Source organism: Cupriavidus sp. GW822-FHT02D05 (genome assembly GCF_058802485.1).
The window spans coordinates 1-15,901 of sequence record NZ_JBXAOE010000005.1 but is presented as its reverse complement, the minus strand read 5'-3'; the positions used below and the strand labels follow the sequence as shown (position 1 = coordinate 15,901).

14 protein-coding genes are annotated in these 15,901 nt (G+C 65.0%); 7 read left to right on the top strand and 7 right to left on the bottom strand.

Annotated features, from left to right (window positions below; translation table 11 throughout):
* The first annotated feature begins 103 nt into the window (after nucleotides 1–103).
* Together AC1RQK_RS08235 and AC1RQK_RS08230 are read left to right on the top strand one after the other, a co-directional pair.
* On the top strand, nucleotides 104–2,566 hold the full coding sequence (locus AC1RQK_RS08235; RefSeq protein ID WP_492808444.1) for a penicillin acylase family protein: 2,463 nt from the start codon (nucleotides 104–106) through the stop codon (nucleotides 2,564–2,566).
* A gap of 2 nt (nucleotides 2,567–2,568) precedes the next feature.
* Complete coding sequence (locus AC1RQK_RS08230; RefSeq protein WP_492808442.1) at nucleotides 2,569–3,282, top strand: MOSC domain-containing protein; 714 nt, start codon at nucleotides 2,569–2,571, stop codon at nucleotides 3,280–3,282.
* A gap of 40 nt (nucleotides 3,283–3,322) precedes the next feature.
* Here the strand turns inward: AC1RQK_RS08230 and AC1RQK_RS08225 are convergent, their stop codons facing one another.
* On the bottom strand, nucleotides 3,323–3,613 hold the full coding sequence (locus tag AC1RQK_RS08225; protein WP_492375529.1) for a DUF1289 domain-containing protein: 291 nt from the start codon (nucleotides 3,611–3,613) through the stop codon (nucleotides 3,323–3,325).
* A gap of 156 nt (nucleotides 3,614–3,769) precedes the next feature.
* Between AC1RQK_RS08225 and AC1RQK_RS08220 the strand changes: the two genes are divergently transcribed.
* Nucleotides 3,770–4,264 carry a PaaI family thioesterase gene (locus AC1RQK_RS08220; protein WP_492808674.1) on the top strand — a complete coding sequence of 165 codons (495 nt, stop codon included), beginning with the start codon at nucleotides 3,770–3,772 and terminating at the stop codon, nucleotides 4,262–4,264.
* A gap of 54 nt (nucleotides 4,265–4,318) precedes the next feature.
* Here the strand turns inward: AC1RQK_RS08220 and AC1RQK_RS08215 are convergent, their stop codons facing one another.
* From AC1RQK_RS08215 to AC1RQK_RS08205, 3 genes are all read right to left on the bottom strand, one after another.
* Nucleotides 4,319–5,407 carry a porin gene (locus AC1RQK_RS08215; protein ID WP_492375530.1) on the bottom strand — a complete coding sequence of 363 codons (1,089 nt, stop codon included), beginning with the start codon at nucleotides 5,405–5,407 and terminating at the stop codon, nucleotides 4,319–4,321.
* Between the two features lie 208 nt (nucleotides 5,408–5,615).
* Nucleotides 5,616–6,914, bottom strand: coding sequence for an MFS transporter (locus tag AC1RQK_RS08210; RefSeq protein WP_492808673.1), 1,299 nt, complete (start codon nucleotides 6,912–6,914; stop codon nucleotides 5,616–5,618).
* 169 nt (nucleotides 6,915–7,083) lie between these two features.
* Complete coding sequence (locus tag AC1RQK_RS08205; protein WP_492808440.1) at nucleotides 7,084–7,902, bottom strand: NAD-dependent epimerase/dehydratase family protein; 819 nt, start codon at nucleotides 7,900–7,902, stop codon at nucleotides 7,084–7,086.
* A gap of 363 nt (nucleotides 7,903–8,265) precedes the next feature.
* On the opposite strand from AC1RQK_RS08205, the gene AC1RQK_RS08200 reads away from it, so the two are divergent.
* Entirely contained in the window at nucleotides 8,266–8,973 is a 708-nt protein-coding gene (locus AC1RQK_RS08200; protein WP_492808438.1) for a FadR/GntR family transcriptional regulator, read from the top strand.
* A 268-nt stretch (nucleotides 8,974–9,241) separates the two neighbouring features.
* Here AC1RQK_RS08200 and AC1RQK_RS08195 read toward each other — a convergent pair whose 3' ends face one another.
* Nucleotides 9,242–9,844, bottom strand: coding sequence for a TetR/AcrR family transcriptional regulator (locus AC1RQK_RS08195; RefSeq protein ID WP_492375533.1), 603 nt, complete (start codon nucleotides 9,842–9,844; stop codon nucleotides 9,242–9,244).
* A gap of 120 nt (nucleotides 9,845–9,964) precedes the next feature.
* Here AC1RQK_RS08195 and AC1RQK_RS08190 point away from each other — a divergent pair, with 120 nt between their 5' ends.
* From AC1RQK_RS08190 to AC1RQK_RS08180, 3 genes are all read left to right on the top strand, one after another.
* Entirely contained in the window at nucleotides 9,965–10,390 is a 426-nt protein-coding gene (locus AC1RQK_RS08190) for a PaaI family thioesterase (protein ID WP_492375534.1), read from the top strand.
* A 49-nt stretch (nucleotides 10,391–10,439) separates the two neighbouring features.
* Nucleotides 10,440–10,919, top strand: coding sequence for a PaaI family thioesterase (locus AC1RQK_RS08185; RefSeq protein WP_492808435.1), 480 nt, complete (start codon nucleotides 10,440–10,442; stop codon nucleotides 10,917–10,919).
* 329 nt (nucleotides 10,920–11,248) lie between these two features.
* Nucleotides 11,249–11,707, top strand: coding sequence for a GNAT family N-acetyltransferase (locus AC1RQK_RS08180; protein ID WP_492808433.1), 459 nt, complete (start codon nucleotides 11,249–11,251; stop codon nucleotides 11,705–11,707).
* Between the two features lie 123 nt (nucleotides 11,708–11,830).
* Here the strand turns inward: AC1RQK_RS08180 and prpF are convergent, their stop codons facing one another.
* On the bottom strand, nucleotides 11,831–13,021 hold the full coding sequence (prpF, locus tag AC1RQK_RS08175) for a 2-methylaconitate cis-trans isomerase PrpF (protein WP_492808431.1): 1,191 nt from the start codon (nucleotides 13,019–13,021) through the stop codon (nucleotides 11,831–11,833).
* An 80-nt stretch (nucleotides 13,022–13,101) separates the two neighbouring features.
* Nucleotides 13,102–15,699, bottom strand: coding sequence for a Fe/S-dependent 2-methylisocitrate dehydratase AcnD (gene acnD / locus AC1RQK_RS08170; protein WP_459373858.1), 2,598 nt, complete (start codon nucleotides 15,697–15,699; stop codon nucleotides 13,102–13,104).
* Nucleotides 15,700–15,901: the final 202 nt, after the last annotated feature.

Below are 15,901 nucleotides of genomic sequence, written 5' to 3'. Positions count from 1 at the left end.
TGAACGCGGGACTGAGCGCGGACCTGCGGACGGGGCAAGAGGCATGGGACCAAAAACATAAATAAGAGCGCGGGCGCGACACGCCACGCGGGGAGAGGGATCGATGCGTTGGTTGAAACGGCTGACCTGGCTGGTATTGACGCTGGCGGTGTTGCTGCTGGTCTGCGCGTTTGGCGCTTATGTCTGGTATCGGCAAGCATCGCAGCCGCAGACCGCGGGCACGCTGAAGTTGCCCGGCTTGCGCGAGAGCGTATCGATCGTCCGGGACCGCCATGCCGTGCCGCATATCAAGGCGGCCAATGCACAGGATGCCTACTTTGCGCTCGGCTTCGTCCATGCGCAGGATCGGCTGTGGCAGTTGCAGATGAGCAAGCGCATCGTATCCGGCCGGCTGGCGGAAATCCTGGGGCCGAGCGCGCTGGATACCGACCGTTTCCTGCGTACCCTGGGCGTGCGGCGCAATGCCGAAGCCATCCTGGCCCAATCCTCCGCCGAGACCCGGGCCATGTTGCAGGCCTATGCCGATGGCGTGAATGCCTGTATCGATGGCCGCAAGGGGCCGTTGCCGCCGGAGTTCCTGATCTTGCGTACCCAGCCCGAGCGCTGGGAGCCGGCCGATACACTGGCCTGGCAGACCATGATGGCGTGGGACCTGGGCGGCAACTGGACCCAGGAGACGTTGCGCATGCGGCTCGCGCAGGTGCTGCCCGTGTCGCGCATCAACGAGCTGCTGGCGCCTTATCCTGGCGAACGGCCGCTGCGCACCATGGACTACGGCAATCTCTACCGGCACCTGGCGCCGCTGGCCACGGCCATGGCGCGTGTCGAGCAGCAGGCGCCGGCAGGCTATGTGGAGGGCATGGGCTCGAACAACTGGGTGGTATCTGGCGCCCATACGCGTTCGGGTAAGCCGCTGCTGGCCAATGATCCGCACCTCGGGCTGCAGGCGCCGGCGCTGTGGTACTTCGCCCAGATGCAGGCTCCCGGGCTGGATGTCACGGGCGCCACGCTGCCCGGCATGCCGGCGGTGGTGCTCGGGCATAACCAGCGCATCGCCTGGGGCTTCACCAATACCGCGCCGGATGTGCAGGATCTCTATATCGAGCGCTTGCAGCCTGGCAGCACGCAGCGTTACCAGACGCCGGACGGCTGGGCTGAGTTCGTCACGCGCACCGAGATCATCCACGTCAAGGGCGCGCCCGACGTGACGCTGAACGTGCGCGAGACGCGCCACGGCCCGGTGATTTCGGATGCGGCCGAGCCGGTGGCGACCGCCGCGGCCCCGCTCGGGGCGCAGTACGTGGTGGCTTTCCAGTGGACCGCGCTGCGTGCCGATGACCGGACCGTGCAGGCCGGGCTGGCGCTGAACCGCGCCACCGACTGGGCCAGCTTCCTGGCGGCGCTGCGCGATTTCCATTCGCCGCAGCAGAACATCGTCTACGCCGATGTCGATGGCAACATCGGCTTTATCGCGCCGGGCCGCGTGCCGCTGCGCCGCGCCGACAATGACCTGAAGGGGTTGGCGCCGGCCCCCGGCTGGGACGCGCGCTACGACTGGAGCGGCTTCATCCCATTCGAGCAATTGCCGCGCAGCTTCAATCCGCCCGAGGGCGTGATCGCCACCGCCAACCAGAAGATCGTCGAGGACGATTACCCGTATTTCCTGACCAGCGAATGGACCGTGCCGTATCGCTACCAGCGCATCCGCACGCTGATCGACGCCACCGAGCGGCACACCATGGACAGTTTTGGCGCGATCCAGAAGGACACGCTCTCGCTCGCCGTGCGCGATGCCTTGCCGCTGCTGCTGGCATCTCCCATCGCCAGCGACCCGGCGCTGCCGGAGCGCGAGCGCGCGCTGATCGCATCGCTGCGCAAATGGGATGGCGATATGCAGCCCAGGCTGTCCGAGCCGCTGGTCGCAACCGCATGGCTGCGCGAGCTATCGCGCGTGCTGTTCGAGGACAAGGTCGGAGATACGCTGTTCAACCGCCTGTGGGAGCAGCGTAACGTGCAGCAGCCCATGCTCAACGTATTGCGCAATCCGCGGGGGCAAGGCGCGTTCTGGTGCGACGACAGCACGACCCCGGCAACGGAGAGCTGCGACGATGCCGTCGCCAAAGCCTGGCGCCTCGCCATTGCCGACCTGGACCGGCGCTACGGCGACAAGCCTGAGCGCTGGCGCTGGGGCCAGGCGCATGCGGCCCGCTCCGAGCACAAGCCGTTCGGCAAACAGCCTTACCTGGCGGGTTTGTTCAACGTCAAGGTACCCAGTGGCGGCGACACCTATACGGTCAACGTAGGGCGCCATAACCTGCGCGACGAGGCGGCGCCGTTCGAGAGCGTGCACGCGGCCAGCCTGCGTGCCATCTACGACCTGTCAGACCTGGCCGAGTCGCGCTTCATGGATTCGACCGGGCAATCGGGCAACGTGACGTCGACCCATTACCGCGACTGGACCGACAAGTGGGCCGCGGTGCAGTACATCACCATGGCGCCGGGCCGCCGCGCGCCGGGCAATGAGGCCTTCGACTCGCTGGTGCTGCAACCGGCCGGCAGGCGATGACGATGACGATGACCGAGGTGTCCATTCCCATTGGCTGCGTGTTGCTGGGCACCGTGCGCCCGTTTGGGCCCAAGGGTGTGCCTAGCGGCATCGACAAGCAGGCGGTGGACGGGGCGGTGCGCGTCACCGTGCTGGGTTTGGCCGGGGACGGGCAGGGAGACTCCAGGCACCATGGCGGCCCGGAAAAGGCCATCCACCACTACGCCTTCGATCACTATCCGGCCTGGCGCGAGGAACTCTCACCGCTTTCCACGCAGACGGCCGAGGTACTGGCAAGGCCCGGCGCGTTTGGCGAGAACGTGAGCACCGCTGGCCTGACCGAGGCCGATGTCTGCATTGGCGATCGTTTTCGCCTGGGCGGGGCGTTGGTCGAGGTGTCGCAGGCACGCCAGCCTTGCTGGAAGCTGAACCATCGGTTCGGGCACGCCGGCATGGCGCGCGCGGTCCAGCAAAGCCTGCGCACGGGCTGGTACTACCGGGTGCTGGAAGAGGGCGGCCTGGCGCGGGGCGACAGCCTGGTGCTGGTCGAGCGGCCATATCCGGACTGGAGCCTGCAGCGGCTGCTGCACGTGCTCTATGTGGATCGCCTGGATGCGGGCGCCTTGTACGCCATGGCGACGCTGCCGGCACTGGCCGAGAACTGGCGCAAGCTGGCGCGCCAGCGGCTGGAGCGGCGCGAGGTGGAGGATATGGAGCGGCGGCTGGCAGGCGGCTAAGCCTAAGCCGGCCACCGTGGGCGGAAGAGTCGGGCCTGGCTCAGCCCTGGCGGAAGCGCTTGCCTTTGCCCTCGCGTGTGATGCGTTCCCACACGGCCTGCTTTTCCGTGTCGTCCATGAAGACCCAGTTGCTGACTTCCATGGCGCTGCGCCCGCAACCCTGGCAGATCTCGTCGAACAAGGTCGAGCAGATGCCGATGCACGGGCTGTCCGGGCGGTCGAACAGGCTTTCGTCGCCGCGTGGTGCATTCGGTTGTGATTCCGGCTGTGACTCCGGCTGCCCGTCGGTTGGCTGGGCGGATTGGCTGGGGTCTTGCGGGTTTGACGGCATGCGGCTGGGTGGCGGGGCGGATGGGCGCTCATTATAAACGGCTGGCTGCGCCGGCCTTGGTTGCCGGTTGATGACGTGGGAGGTCATTGAGCGGCGCCGCCGTCGCGTCTACGCTGGAACCAGCCTGATCGTACCGATCCTCCCAAGGAGACCATGATGCTGTCCCTGATTCCCGCCTTGTCCAGCGCCGCGAGCGCCGCCGCCACGCTGCCTGTCGACCCCCGTATCCGCCATACCGTTGAGCAGGTGCTGATGGGCTCGCCCGTGGCCCGTGCCCTGGGCATCACGCTGGATGTGCTGGCTGTCGACCAGGTGGAATTGCTGCTCCCGTTCCGGCCCGACAACGTGACGGTCGGCGAGATCGTGCACGGCGGTGTGATCGCCACCTTGATCGACGTGGCGGGCGCGGCAGCGGCGGCTTCGGGCGCCGATGCCGGCAACCTGCGCGGCGGCGCTACCAGTTCGCTGAATATCCAGTATCTCGAAGCGGCTAGTGCGGCCAACCTGCGCGCTGTTGCCAGCGTGGTGCGGCGAGGGCGCCGCCAGGTGGTGTCGGAGGTCTCGGTCTATGCCCAAGGGGAGAACCAGGTTGAACTGGTGGCCAAGGCCTTGATGAGCAGCACCTTGTTCCTGAGAGAGGGGACGTCCTGAATTGGCACCGCCGCCACGCCGGCATCGGTCAGGATGCCGGCGTCTCGCACCGGATCAGAACTTGTGGCGAATGCCGACCGTCGCGCCAAGCTGGTTCGCGCCAGCCTGAACGTACGCACTATCGGTCGGGCTGTTGTTGTTGAAGCCGTTCACGCTCAGGTTCGAGTTGCCCTTGTTCTTGACGTAAGACAGGGAAGCGTAAAGGTCGGTGCGCTTGGACAAGGCGTAATCCGCCGTGGCGACAAAGTCCCAGGGGTCGGCACCGCTATTGCGGAAGTCCTGATAGTACGCGGCGCCCGTGAGCGAAAATGCCGGGGTCAGCTGGTAGGCCAGGCCTGCCCAGTACAGGTTCGCCCCGCCGTTGGTGAACTGGCCGCCAGGCAGCGAGGCGCCGTTGTAAGCCTTTGCCCAGCGGTAGCCCAGGAATGCCTTGGCAGCACCCAGCGTGTACGAGCCAGCCGCGGTGGCACGACGAATCATCTGCGCACTGGCGGCGCCGGTGTTGTTCGCTTGGTCATAAGCCGCGCCCACCGCGAAGGGACCCGCCGCGTAGCTGGCCAGGAAGCTGTATTCGCGGCCGTTGGTGAAGGCTCCCGCCACTTCGTTGCCATTGTTGGTGAAGCTGTAGAGACCGGACACGGTCAGGCCGCCGAACGTGCCAATGTACTTGCCGCTGTTGTCGGCACGCGAGCCAAATTCCGGCGCGGTCGAGGTAATGCCGTAGCGTGTCGAGATCGCCATCGGGTCGTAGAGCAGGCCGAAGTCGAAGAACGGGGTCGTGTGGCGGCCCAGGGTGAACGTGCCGTACGGGCTTTGCAGGCCGACATAGGCTGCGCGCCCGAAGAGGCGGCCACCTTGGCCCGACGAGCCGGTGTCAAAGTTCACACCGCTTTCTAGTACAAAGATGCCCTTCAGGCCGCCGCCGATATCCTCGACGCCGCGCATGCCCCAACGCGAGCCGGACTGATTGCCCGAGGTCAACCGATAAGCGTTGCCGCCGGGAGCGCCAGCGGCCGTCGCGGAGGATTTGTTCGTGTACTCGAGGCCGGCATCCGCCACGCCGTACAGCGTCACGCTCGACTGAGCATTTGCGCCGACAGCGGCCAGGGCAGCCATTGTGGCCGCAAGCAATTTCATTCTCATTTCAACGATCTCCTCTAAGGTTCTTGGTTTTTTCGAGCACGGCTGGTCCCGTGCCGATGTTTTTGCACAACCGCGAGCCGCTATGAGTGCGCCGTGCGCCGTGCCGATGGGCGTGCATCCGCTAATCGTGGGCAGCACTTTGCCTAGGCCGCGAACGCGTGCGCGTTCGGGCCCGGCAGGCTTGTCGCGGCCTGTGTTTCGTCAGGTGTCAGGAGTGGAGTGCGGGGGAGCCGAGGTTGGCAGCCGCCGCGCTGGGCGCAGCGCGTTCACGCGCCATCAGGAAGACGATGGCGGCGGCGATCAGGTCGAACACTGCCAGCAGGACGAACAGCGGGCTGTAGCCGATATGCGTGACGGCAATGCCGAACAGCAGCGTGAACAGGGTCGCGCCCAGGTAGCCGCTCATGCCGGCCAGGCCGGTGGCTGTCGCCACTTCGTTCTTGCCGAACGCGTCGGACGTGATCGAGTAGAGTGCGCCCGACAAGGTCTGGTGGGCGAAGCCGCCGACGCACAACAGCGCGATGGCGCTGTATGGGCTGTCCACCAGGCCAACGCAGGCCGGACCGATCATCGCCAGGCAGCCGACCAGCATGACCAGCTTGCGCGAGGTAAACAGCGACACCTTGAGGTGCTTGTGGAACCACGGGCTGAGATAGCCCCCCAGCACGCAGCCGATGTCGGCGGCGAGGAAGGGCAGCCATGCGAACATCGCGATCTCCTTGATGTTCATATGGCGCTCGGTTGCCATGTAAAGCGGAATCCAGGCGTTGAAGGTTTGCCAGGCCGGCTCCGACAGGAAACGGGGAATCGCGATCGACCAGAAATTCCGGCTGCGCATGATTTCGAGCCAGCTTGCCTTGGCCACGTTGGCATCCTTGTGCTGCGCCTCCTGGCCGGCAAGGATGTACTCGCGTTCCTGGTCCGACAGGCGCTGCTGATTCTTCGGGTGCTTGTAGCAGAGCATCCACAGTACGGTCCATGCCACGCCCAGCGCGCCGACGATGATGAAGGCCCGTTGCCAGCCGCCGTTCAGGATCGTCCACACGACCAGCGGCGGGGCGCATAGCGCGCCGATCGACGAGCCAATGTTGAACCAGCCGATGGCGATCGAGCGTTCCTTGGCGGGGAACCATTCCGTCGTTGCCTTTACGCCACCGGGGATGCCGGCGGCTTCGGCCAGGCCAAGCAAGCCGCGAAAGAACGCCAGGCCTTGCCAGCCGGAGGCCAGCGCGGCGGCGGCGCATGCCAGCGACCACGCCAGCGCGAAGATGCCAAAGCCGATCTTGGTGCCGATGGCGTCCAGTACCAGGCCGGCGACCGGCTGCATCATGGCGTAGCAGACCTGCCAGGCCACAACCACATAGGAGTACTGCTGGGTCGTCATATGCAACTCCGACATCATTGTCGGTGCGGCAACGGATAGCGTATTGCGCGCCAGGTAGTTGACGATCAGGCCCATCGTGACCAGGCTGACCATCCACCAGCGCATGCCCTTTATGTGTTTCATCATGTCTCCTTGTATTTATGGATTCGCGGCAAAGCCGTGTGCCGCGCTACGTCGTTCTCGATCCCGGTTGGCCCCAGGGCCAGCCCACGCAGGTCAGGTGGCCAAAGCAAGCGGCCATTGATCCTCGGCGTGGGGCATCGGTTGGAAATCAAGCCTCTTGGCTTAGGGGCTACCCGTGGGCGCCGCCATGGCGCTGCGCCTCTGGCGTGAAATCGATGCTCGCGAAACTGCCGCCCTGGTACTGGCGGCCGATGGCATCGAGCGGGTTCGGGGCTGCGAGAATCTCTTCGGCGAAGTCTTCGGCATTCTGTTTGGGCTGGTAGCGCAGGCGCGCCGCGCCATCGTTGTTCCAGCAGCTGCGCGTATTGGCGGAGACGCCCCACACAACGAGGAAGCCAAGGTCAGGCACCGTGATGCCCTGCTCGATGAGATGCGCGAGATCATCGTGTCCCAGCCAGGTACTCAGATGCCGAAACTCTTGCGGTCTCTCCACGCAGCTGCCGATGCGCACACAGACGCTCTCGATGCCGTGCTTGTCCCAGTAAAGACGGGCAAGCCCTTCGCCCCACATCTTGCTCAAGCCGTAAAAGCCATCCGGGCGAAACTCGCAGTCAGTCGAGAGTTGCTGGTCCACCGGATACATGCCGATCGCGTGATTGGAACTGGCGAACACGATGCGGCCGACTTTCTGGCGCCGCGCGCCCTCATAAACCTCGACGAGCGCCCGCAGGTTGTTGTCGATGATCTCCGGCAGGGGGCGCTCGACACTCGTTCCCGCCATGTGAATCAGCACGTCGACACCGTCCAGCAGGCGGTCGACCACGGCCGGGTCGCGCAAGTCGCCACGCATTACCTCTTCGCCCTCGGCGACCGGTGCGAGCGACTGCGAGTTGCCCGACGAACGCAGGCCATAGCCTCGCGCCAGCAGGGCGGTCCGCAGGACGGTGCCCAACTGGCCGCCGGCGCCGCTTAATGCAATCTTGGTCACGATATGAAATCTCCGTCTTGTTTGGTCTGGCCTGGCGTATGGAGCGCTCGCGCCCGGATCCCATGGAGAGTGCGAGCTGAACCGGCCTCGCGATCATTCATGGGACGTCATACAACTAAATTTAAACTTATTTGTCCGACAAGCGCATTTAAAGTAGGACAACTTTCTTAGGATTTCAAAGGGTTGTCAACGACAACGATCGGGAAATCGGGTTTACCCCCGGCCGTAGATGGCTTAATGACCATATTTCAAAAGTGAATTGGCTTGCTGAACTGTTGATAGACCTCACATGCAGTATGTTAGTCTGACAGCTTGCGCAACAACCCATACGCCGGCCAACCGGCGCAGCAGCAGGAGCAAGGTGTGGACGAATTGGTATTGACGGCAACCGACAGCACCAGTCTTTCGGAGCAGGTTTGCAAGCTGATCATCGGAGCGATCCTGCGGGGAGAGTTCTCCGCGGACCAGAAGCTACCGACGGAAGCCGATCTGGCCAGCCGTTATGCGGTATCCCGGACAACCGTGCGGGAGGCGCTGTCGCGCTTGCGATCCGAAGGCATCGTGGTCTCGCGGCGGGGATCCGGAAGCTATATCCAGCGCATGCCGGTACGCGGGCAGCCGGTCACTCCCCAGATCTCCAGCATCGCCGACATCGAGCACTACTATGCATTCCGCCTTTGTGTGGAAGTCGGCGTGGCTGAGATTTCAGCGCAGATGCGCACTGATGCGGACATCGACGCCATTCGCGCCGCCTACGCCGCGCTGGACCGCACACAGGAAAGCGAGACGTCGGGCGTGGAGGAGGACCTGCAGTTGCATCTGTCCATTGCGCGGGCATCTCACAATCCTTTCTTCGTGCCCACGGTCGAGCATGCGCTCGGCCCGATTCGCCAGTGCATGGAACTGGCCCGTAACCTGGGGCAGACGCGCAATCCCACGCGCTTCGAGCAGGTCCAGGCCGAGCATCTGGCGATCATCGAGGCTATTGTGCAGCGGTCGCCGACTCAAGCCTCGATCGCGATGCGCCGGCATATCGAGAATGCCAGGCGTCGAATCTTCGAGGGTGCCTGACTCATCGTCGTGCGCCGGCGCGCGTCCTGTCCAGGTGCGGTAGGGCCGTGCTGACCTATGTCGGGGCGCTCGCTTGCTTGATGTTGTATGGCAACTTTGCCTAAGTCCGGCAGCTTGGTTGTCTTTCGCAAGTGCCGTCACGAATCATGGTGCTTCGGCACCAATCTCAGCTGGCAGGCTGGTACAAATGAGGTTCGCGATGCGCTCCATGTTGTAGGACATCAGGTGTCTTGGGCTGGGAGATGGCGAGCCACTCGCGAAAGCCGTGTCAGCCGGGCTGGCCCTGGGCGACGTTCCGCGGCTCGGCGTCGAGTTGTCGCGCCAGCTCATCCACCGCGCGCCGGATTGGCTGACCGCTCCTGGCTACTTTGGCAAGCGTCAGTGCCCCTTGCCAGCCGCAGATCACCAGGCCGGCGAGCTCGGTGGCGCGTACCCGCGGGATCCCGCGCGCCGCGAAGGCATCGGCCAGCACGGCTTCCCATGCGGCAAAGGCCGCGTTGCCCGCTGCCGCCACGCCCTCGGCCTCCGGGGCGATTTCCAGCAGGATGGTGGAGATCGGGCAGCCGTCACGATAGTCAGACTGGGCCATCCAGCCGGCCATCAAGACGCCATAGGCCCGCACGATCGCCCCCGGCGAGTCGTGTTCCGCGCATAGCTGCGCGAGCGTCGCACGCACCAGTTCGCCGGCGTACACGATGACTTCCTCGGCAATCTGCTCCTTACCTTTCGGGAAGTAGTGATAGAGCGAGCCCTTTGGCGCACCGCTCAATGCAACGATGTCATTGGTGCCGCTGGCGGCGTAACCATACCGGCGAAAGAGCACGGCGGCGGCGCGGACGATCTTGTCCCGATGCTTGGCTTGAGCGGCCATGTGATGAAGTTCTCGGTCGTTGGAGGGGTTGATATCCTGCTGGAATTATATAGACTGGTCTACATTAAAAATAGTGGTTGAGCCATCACAGCCTCAACGATTCAACCAGGAGACATCACGATGACCAACGCCACGGCCGAACATGCCGACCTTCCCGCCGGCTTCGCGCCGCATTTTCGCCATAGTCCGCTGACCGACCCCTGGGAGCCGCTGTACTCGATGCGCACTGACCAGGCCATCGTGCTGGCGGTGAAGCTCGCCCAGGCCCACACCAACGCACGCGGCTTTGCCCATGGCGGGCTGATCACGGCCTTGGCGGACAACGCCATGGGGCTGTCGTGCGGCATGCAGTTCGCCGAGCCGCGCAGCCTGGTCACCGTGAACCTGTCGATCGACTTCCTCAACGTTGCCAGGATCGGGCAGTGGCTGATGTTCGAAACGTCATTCACCAAGGTTGGCGGCACGCTGTGCTTTGCCCAGGCTTTCGTCACCGCCGACGGCGTGGCTTGCGCCAGGGCCAACGCTACGTTTCGGGCCATGCAGTGAGTTTTTTCCTTGGATCTCAATCAGGCAGGGCAATGCAATGACAGCAGATATGAGCAGCACCAACGCGGCCACCAGCGCGACCACCAACGGCGCCTATTCGCTGGACACGGTCAAGCGTGTCAACCAGAGCGCCGCCTTCAACCGATGGCTGGGCTTCGAGGTGATCAGCGCGCAGGGCGGGGCGGCGGAGCTGCGCATGGCCTGGCACGACCAAGCCACGCAATATGCGGGATTCCTCCATGCGGGCGTGATCGGCGCCCTGGTCGATACCGCCTGTGGATTCGCGGCCACCACGGTAGGAGGGCCGGTGATGGCTTCCCACTTTTCGGTGAACTGCATGGCGCCGGCCGTGGGGCAGGCGTTCGTGGCGCGGGCCAGCGTGACCAAGGCAGGCAAGCGGCAGGTGTTTGCGAGGGCGGAAGTGTTTGCGGAGCAGGCCGGCGGCGAGCTTCGGCTGGTGGCCTCGGGCGAGGTCATCTTCGTGCCTGTCGAGCCACAGACCGCCAAGCCACCTGCGCAGCACGATTGAGATCTCTGGATTGACATCATTAGCGCAATTAACGGCCACGTATTTGCGCCCTACGACCCAACCGGTGCCGCCTCACGGGATACCGCAATTTAGGCCACACACGGCTTCGGCGAGCCAGGCAAGCCTGCAGGGCGAGAGGTAAGGCTTGAATGGAAAATGGCAGTCCGCTCGCTACGCGACCGGACTGCCATTCGCGCGGGGCGGACGGGGCGGGAGACGCTGATCCACTCTGGCGATCGTTGCAGATAGTGGCAGCTTCGGGATAGTCCCGGTGGCGGGCGCCATGGCTGGCCGTGCAGACTACGCGTGCCTTGCAAAATCTGCCTGCCATGACTGACACGAAATTTCGCCTCGCACGATTGGATGACCTGGATGGCTTGCTCTCGCTTTACAGGGAGTTGCGGCCGGCAGATCCGGACTTTGATGGCCCGCCGGCTGCACAGGCGCTGGCGCGCGTGCTGCAGAGCGATGCAACGCGTCTTGTGGTGGCGGAGCACGGCGGCAAGCTCGCCGCTACTTGCATGCTGGCGATCATCCCGAGCCTGCCCAGGCTCGGCCAACCGATTGGCCTGCTCGAACATGTGGTGACCGCAGCCGCCTGGCGTGGGCGCGGGATTGGCCTGGCTATGCTGCACCATGCCCTGGCGCTGGCCTGGCAGGCGGGCTGCTGCAAGGTCGTGTTGCTGTCCGGGGCGCAGCGCGAGGCGGCGCATCGGCTGTATGTCGCGGCGGGATTCGACGGCGACCGCGAGCACGGCTTTGTCATCAAGGCGCCCATGGTGGGCTGAAACGCAGGGGGCCGGCATCAAGCCGGGTCCCCTGGAACTACACCGCTACGCAGCTAAGGGCATGGCCCCCCGGTCAAGCGCAATCAACCCAGCGTGAAACCCATGCCGCCACGTCAGCGTGCCTCAGAACGCGTCGCCGGGCACGCGCACCCATCCTTCCATCAGCACCCGGGCGCTGCGGCTCATGATGGCCTTGGTCACGGTCCATTCGCCGTCGACCTGGCTGGCTTCGGCACCCACCCGCAAGGTGCCCGAGGGATGGCCAAAGCGCACTGCGTTGCGCTCGCCGCCGCCGGCAGCCAGGTTCACCAGCGTGCCGGTGATGGCCGCCGCGGTGCCGATGGCGACCGCGGCCGTGCCCATCATGGCGTGATGCAGCTTGCCCATGGACAAGGCGCGTACGAGCAGGTCGACGTCGCCTGCGGCAACCTGTTTGCCGCTGGAGGCTATGTAGTCGGCCGGCTCGGCGACAAAGGCCACCTTCGGCGTGTGCTGCCGGGTGGCGGCCTCATCGATATGTTTGATCAGGCCCATGCGCACCGCGCCGTGGGCGCGAATGGTCTCGAACATCGCCAGCGCCTTGGGGTCGCCGTTGATGGCGTCCTGCAGCTCGGTGCCTTTGTAGCCGATGGCTTGCGCATTCAGGAAGATGGTCGGGATGCCGGCATTGATCATGGTGGCCTTGAGCGTGCCGACGCCTGGCACCTCCAGGTCGTCGACCAGGTTACCGGTGGGGAACATGGCACCGCCGGCGCCATCTTCCTCGGCCGCCGGATCCATGAACTCAAGCTGGACTTCGGCGGCGGGGAAGGTCACGCCGTCCAGCTCGAAGTCACCGGTTTCCTGCACGGCGCCATTGGTGATGGGTACGTGCCCGATGATGGTCTTGCCGATATTGGCCTGCCAGATGCGCACGATGGCCACGCCGTTGTGCGGGATGCGGCTGGGGTCGACCAGGCCGGCACTGATGGCGAAGGGGCCGACGGCGGCGGAGAGGTTGCCGCAGTTGCCGCTCCAGTCGACAAACGGCTGGTCGATGGAGACCTGGCCGAACAGGTAGTCGACGTCGTGATCGGGCTTGCTGCTTTTTGAGAGGATGACGGTCTTGCTGGTGCTGGAGGTAGCGGCACCCATGCCGTCGATCTGCTTGCCATAGGGATCGGGGCTGCCGATGACGCGCATCAGCAGCGCGTCGCGGGCGGCGCCTGGCACCTGCGCGACTTCGGGCAGATCCTGCAGGCGGAAGAACACACCTTTGCTGGTCCCGCCACGGATGTAGGTGGCGGGGATCTTGATCTGGGGTACGTGGGCCATGGAAAATTCGTCCTGATGAAAGCGGGCGGTACGTCGCCATACCGCCCGAACACGTTGCGGGTCGATGCGCCTGCGCGCGCTTACGCAGCGGCCTTCGACGATTCGAGGAAGTCCTGCGCGAAGCGCTGCAGCACGCCGCCGGCTTCGTAGATCGACACTTCTTCCGCGGTATCGAGGCGGCAGGTCACCGGCACTTCCACGCGCTCGCCGTTCTTGCGATGCATCACCAGGGTGAGCTCGCAGCGCGGCGTGCGTTCGCCGATCACGTCGTAGGTCTCGGTGCCGTCGATGCCCAGCGTGGTGCGGTTGACACCAGGCTTGAATTCCAGCGGCAGCACGCCCATGCCGACCAGGTTGGTGCGGTGGATGCGCTCGAAGCCTTCGGCCACGATCGCCTCCACGCCGGCCAGGCGCACGCCCTTGGCGGCCCAGTCGCGCGAGGAGCCCTGGCCGTAGTCGGCGCCGGCCACAACGATCAGGGGCTGCTTGCGGGCCATATAGGTCTCGATGGCTTCCCACATGCGGGTGACCTTGCCCTCCGGCTCGATGCGGGCAAGCGAGCCCGGCTTGACCTTGCCGTCCACCACCACCATTTCGTTCTTCAGGGTGGGGTTGGCAAAGGTGGCGCGCTGCGCCGTCAGGTGGTCGCCGCGGTGGGTCGCGTAGGAGTTGAAGTCTTCCTCCGGCAGGCCCATCTTGGCCAGGTACTCGCCGGCCGCGCTATCGAGCATGATGGCGTTGGACGGCGACAGGTGGTCGGTGGTGATGTTGTCGCCCAGCACGGCCAGGGGCCGCATGCCGGTGAGCGCGCGTTCGCCAGCCAATGCGCCTTCCCAGTAGGGCGGGCGGCGGATGTAGGTGCTCATCTCGCGCCAGTCGTACAGCGGGTTGGCCTTTTCGCCGGTGTCGGCGGTCACGGCGAACATTGGCTCGTAGACCTTGCGGAACTGCGCAGGCTTCACGCTGGCGGCAACCACCGCGTCGATCTCTTCGTCGGACGGCCAGATGTCTTTCAGCGTCACCGGCTTGCCATCTGCGTCGGTGCCCAGCACATCCTTCTCGATATCGAAGCGGATGGTGCCGGCGATGGCGTAGGCCACCACCAGCGGCGGCGAGGCCAGGAAGGCCTGCTTGGCATACGGATGGATGCGGCCGTCGAAGTTGCGGTTGCCGGACAGCACGGCGGTGGCGTACAGGTCGCGGTCCACGACTTCCTTCTGGATCACCGGGTCCAGTGCGCCGGACATGCCGTTGCAGGAGGTGCAGGCATAAGCCACCACGCCAAAGCCCAGCTGCTCCAGTTCCGGCAGCAGGTTGGCTTCTTCCAGGTAGAGCGTCACCGCCTTGGAACCCGGCGCCAGCGAGCTCTTCACCCACGGCTTGCGGGTGAGGCCGAGCTTGTTGGCGTTGCGCGCCAGCAGCCCGGCGGCCACCATGTTGCGCGGGTTGTTGGTGTTGGTGCAGCTGGTGACGGCGGCGATGATCACCGCGCCGTCCGGCATCAGGCCGGGCTCGTTCTCGACCTTGCCGCTGATGCCGCGCGCGGCCAGCTCGGAGGTGGGCACGCGCTTGTGCGGATTGGACGGGCCGGCGATGTTGCGCACCACGGTGGACAGGTCGAACCTGAGCACGCGCGGGTACTCGGCATTTTTCAGGCTATCCGCCCAGAGGCCGGTTTCCTTGGCATACGTTTCCACCAGCTTGACCAGCGCATCGTCGCGGCCGGTGAGCTTGAGGTACTTGATGGTCTGCTCGTCGATGTAGAACATCGCGGCAGTGGAGCCAAACTCCGGCGCCATGTTGGAGATGGTGGCGCGGTCGCCCAGCGTCAGGTGGGTGGTGCCTTCGCCGAAGAACTCAAGGTAGGACGACACGACCTTTTCCTTGCGCAGGAATTCGGTCAGGGCCAGCACGGTGTCCGTCGCGGTGATGCCAGGCTGCGGCTTGCCGGTCAACTCCACGCCGATGATGTCCGGCAGGCGCATCCAGGAAGCGCGGCCCAGCATCACGCTTTCGGCTTCCAGGCCGCCCACGCCGATGGCGATCACGCCCAGCGCGTCCACCATGGGGGTGTGGGAGTCGGTGCCGACCAGCGTATCGGGGAAGGCCACGCCGTCTTTCACCTGCACCACCGGGCTCATGCGCTCGAGGTTGATCTGGTGCAGGATGCCGTTGCCCGGCGGAATCACGTCGACGTTCTTGAAGGCCTTCTTGGTCCAGTTGATGAAGTCGAAGCGGTCTTCGTTGCGGCGGTCTTCGATGGCGCGGTTCTTCGCGAACGCGTCGGGATCGAAACCGCCGCACTCGACGGCCAGCGAGTGGTCCACCACCAGTTGCGTCGGCACGACCGGGTTGACCATGACCGGGTCGCCGCCCTGGGCAGCAATGGCATCGCGCAGCCCGGCGAGATCGACCAGCGCGGTCTGGCCCAGGATGTCATGGCAGACCACGCGCGCCGGGAACCAGGGGAAATCCAGTTCCTGCTTGCGTTCGATGATCTGCTTGAGGGAATCGGTCAGCGTAGCCGGGTCGCAGCGGCGCACGAGGTTCTCGGCCAGCACGCGCGACGTGTACGGCAGCTTGTCATAAGCGCCCGGCTGGATGGCGTCGACCGCGGCACGCGTGTCGAAGAAATCCAGCTGGGTGCCGGGCAGCGGTTTGCGGTTTGCAGTGTTCATTTTTTAGGGACGAAAGAGAGTAATGATCAGGGGGTAGTGGCCCAGCTTTGCGGCCAACTACCCCCTTCTCCCACGGGCGGTACAGGGGAGCAAACCGGCAGCCGGCTAGATTACTTGCGATCCTTGATCGGCACGAACTTGAGGTTTTCCGGCCCGGTGTAGTTGGCGCTGGGGCGGATGATCTTGTTGTCGATGCGTTGCT

What these genes read in the sequence shown, in the direction of transcription:
- AC1RQK_RS08235 (WP_492808444.1), top strand. Translation starts at nt 104, where the DNA reads ATGCGTTGGTTGAAACGGCTGACCTGGCTGGTATTGACGCTGGCGGTG.
- AC1RQK_RS08230 (WP_492808442.1), top strand. Translation starts at nt 2,569, where the DNA reads ATGACGATGACCGAGGTGTCCATTCCCATTGGCTGCGTGTTGCTGGGC.
- AC1RQK_RS08225 (WP_492375529.1), bottom strand. Translation starts at nt 3,613, where the DNA reads ATGCCGTCAAACCCGCAAGACCCCAGCCAATCCGCCCAGCCAACCGAC.
- AC1RQK_RS08220 (WP_492808674.1), top strand. Translation starts at nt 3,770, where the DNA reads ATGCTGTCCCTGATTCCCGCCTTGTCCAGCGCCGCGAGCGCCGCCGCC.
- AC1RQK_RS08215 (WP_492375530.1), bottom strand. Translation starts at nt 5,407, where the DNA reads ATGAGAATGAAATTGCTTGCGGCCACAATGGCTGCCCTGGCCGCTGTC.
- AC1RQK_RS08210 (WP_492808673.1), bottom strand. Translation starts at nt 6,914, where the DNA reads ATGAAACACATAAAGGGCATGCGCTGGTGGATGGTCAGCCTGGTCACG.
- AC1RQK_RS08195 (WP_492375533.1), bottom strand. Translation starts at nt 9,844, where the DNA reads ATGGCCGCTCAAGCCAAGCATCGGGACAAGATCGTCCGCGCCGCCGCC.
- AC1RQK_RS08190 (WP_492375534.1), top strand. Translation starts at nt 9,965, where the DNA reads ATGACCAACGCCACGGCCGAACATGCCGACCTTCCCGCCGGCTTCGCG.
- AC1RQK_RS08185 (WP_492808435.1), top strand. Translation starts at nt 10,440, where the DNA reads ATGAGCAGCACCAACGCGGCCACCAGCGCGACCACCAACGGCGCCTAT.
- AC1RQK_RS08180 (WP_492808433.1), top strand. Translation starts at nt 11,249, where the DNA reads ATGACTGACACGAAATTTCGCCTCGCACGATTGGATGACCTGGATGGC.
- prpF (WP_492808431.1), bottom strand. Translation starts at nt 13,021, where the DNA reads ATGGCCCACGTACCCCAGATCAAGATCCCCGCCACCTACATCCGTGGC.
- acnD (WP_459373858.1), bottom strand. Translation starts at nt 15,699, where the DNA reads ATGAACACTGCAAACCGCAAACCGCTGCCCGGCACCCAGCTGGATTTC.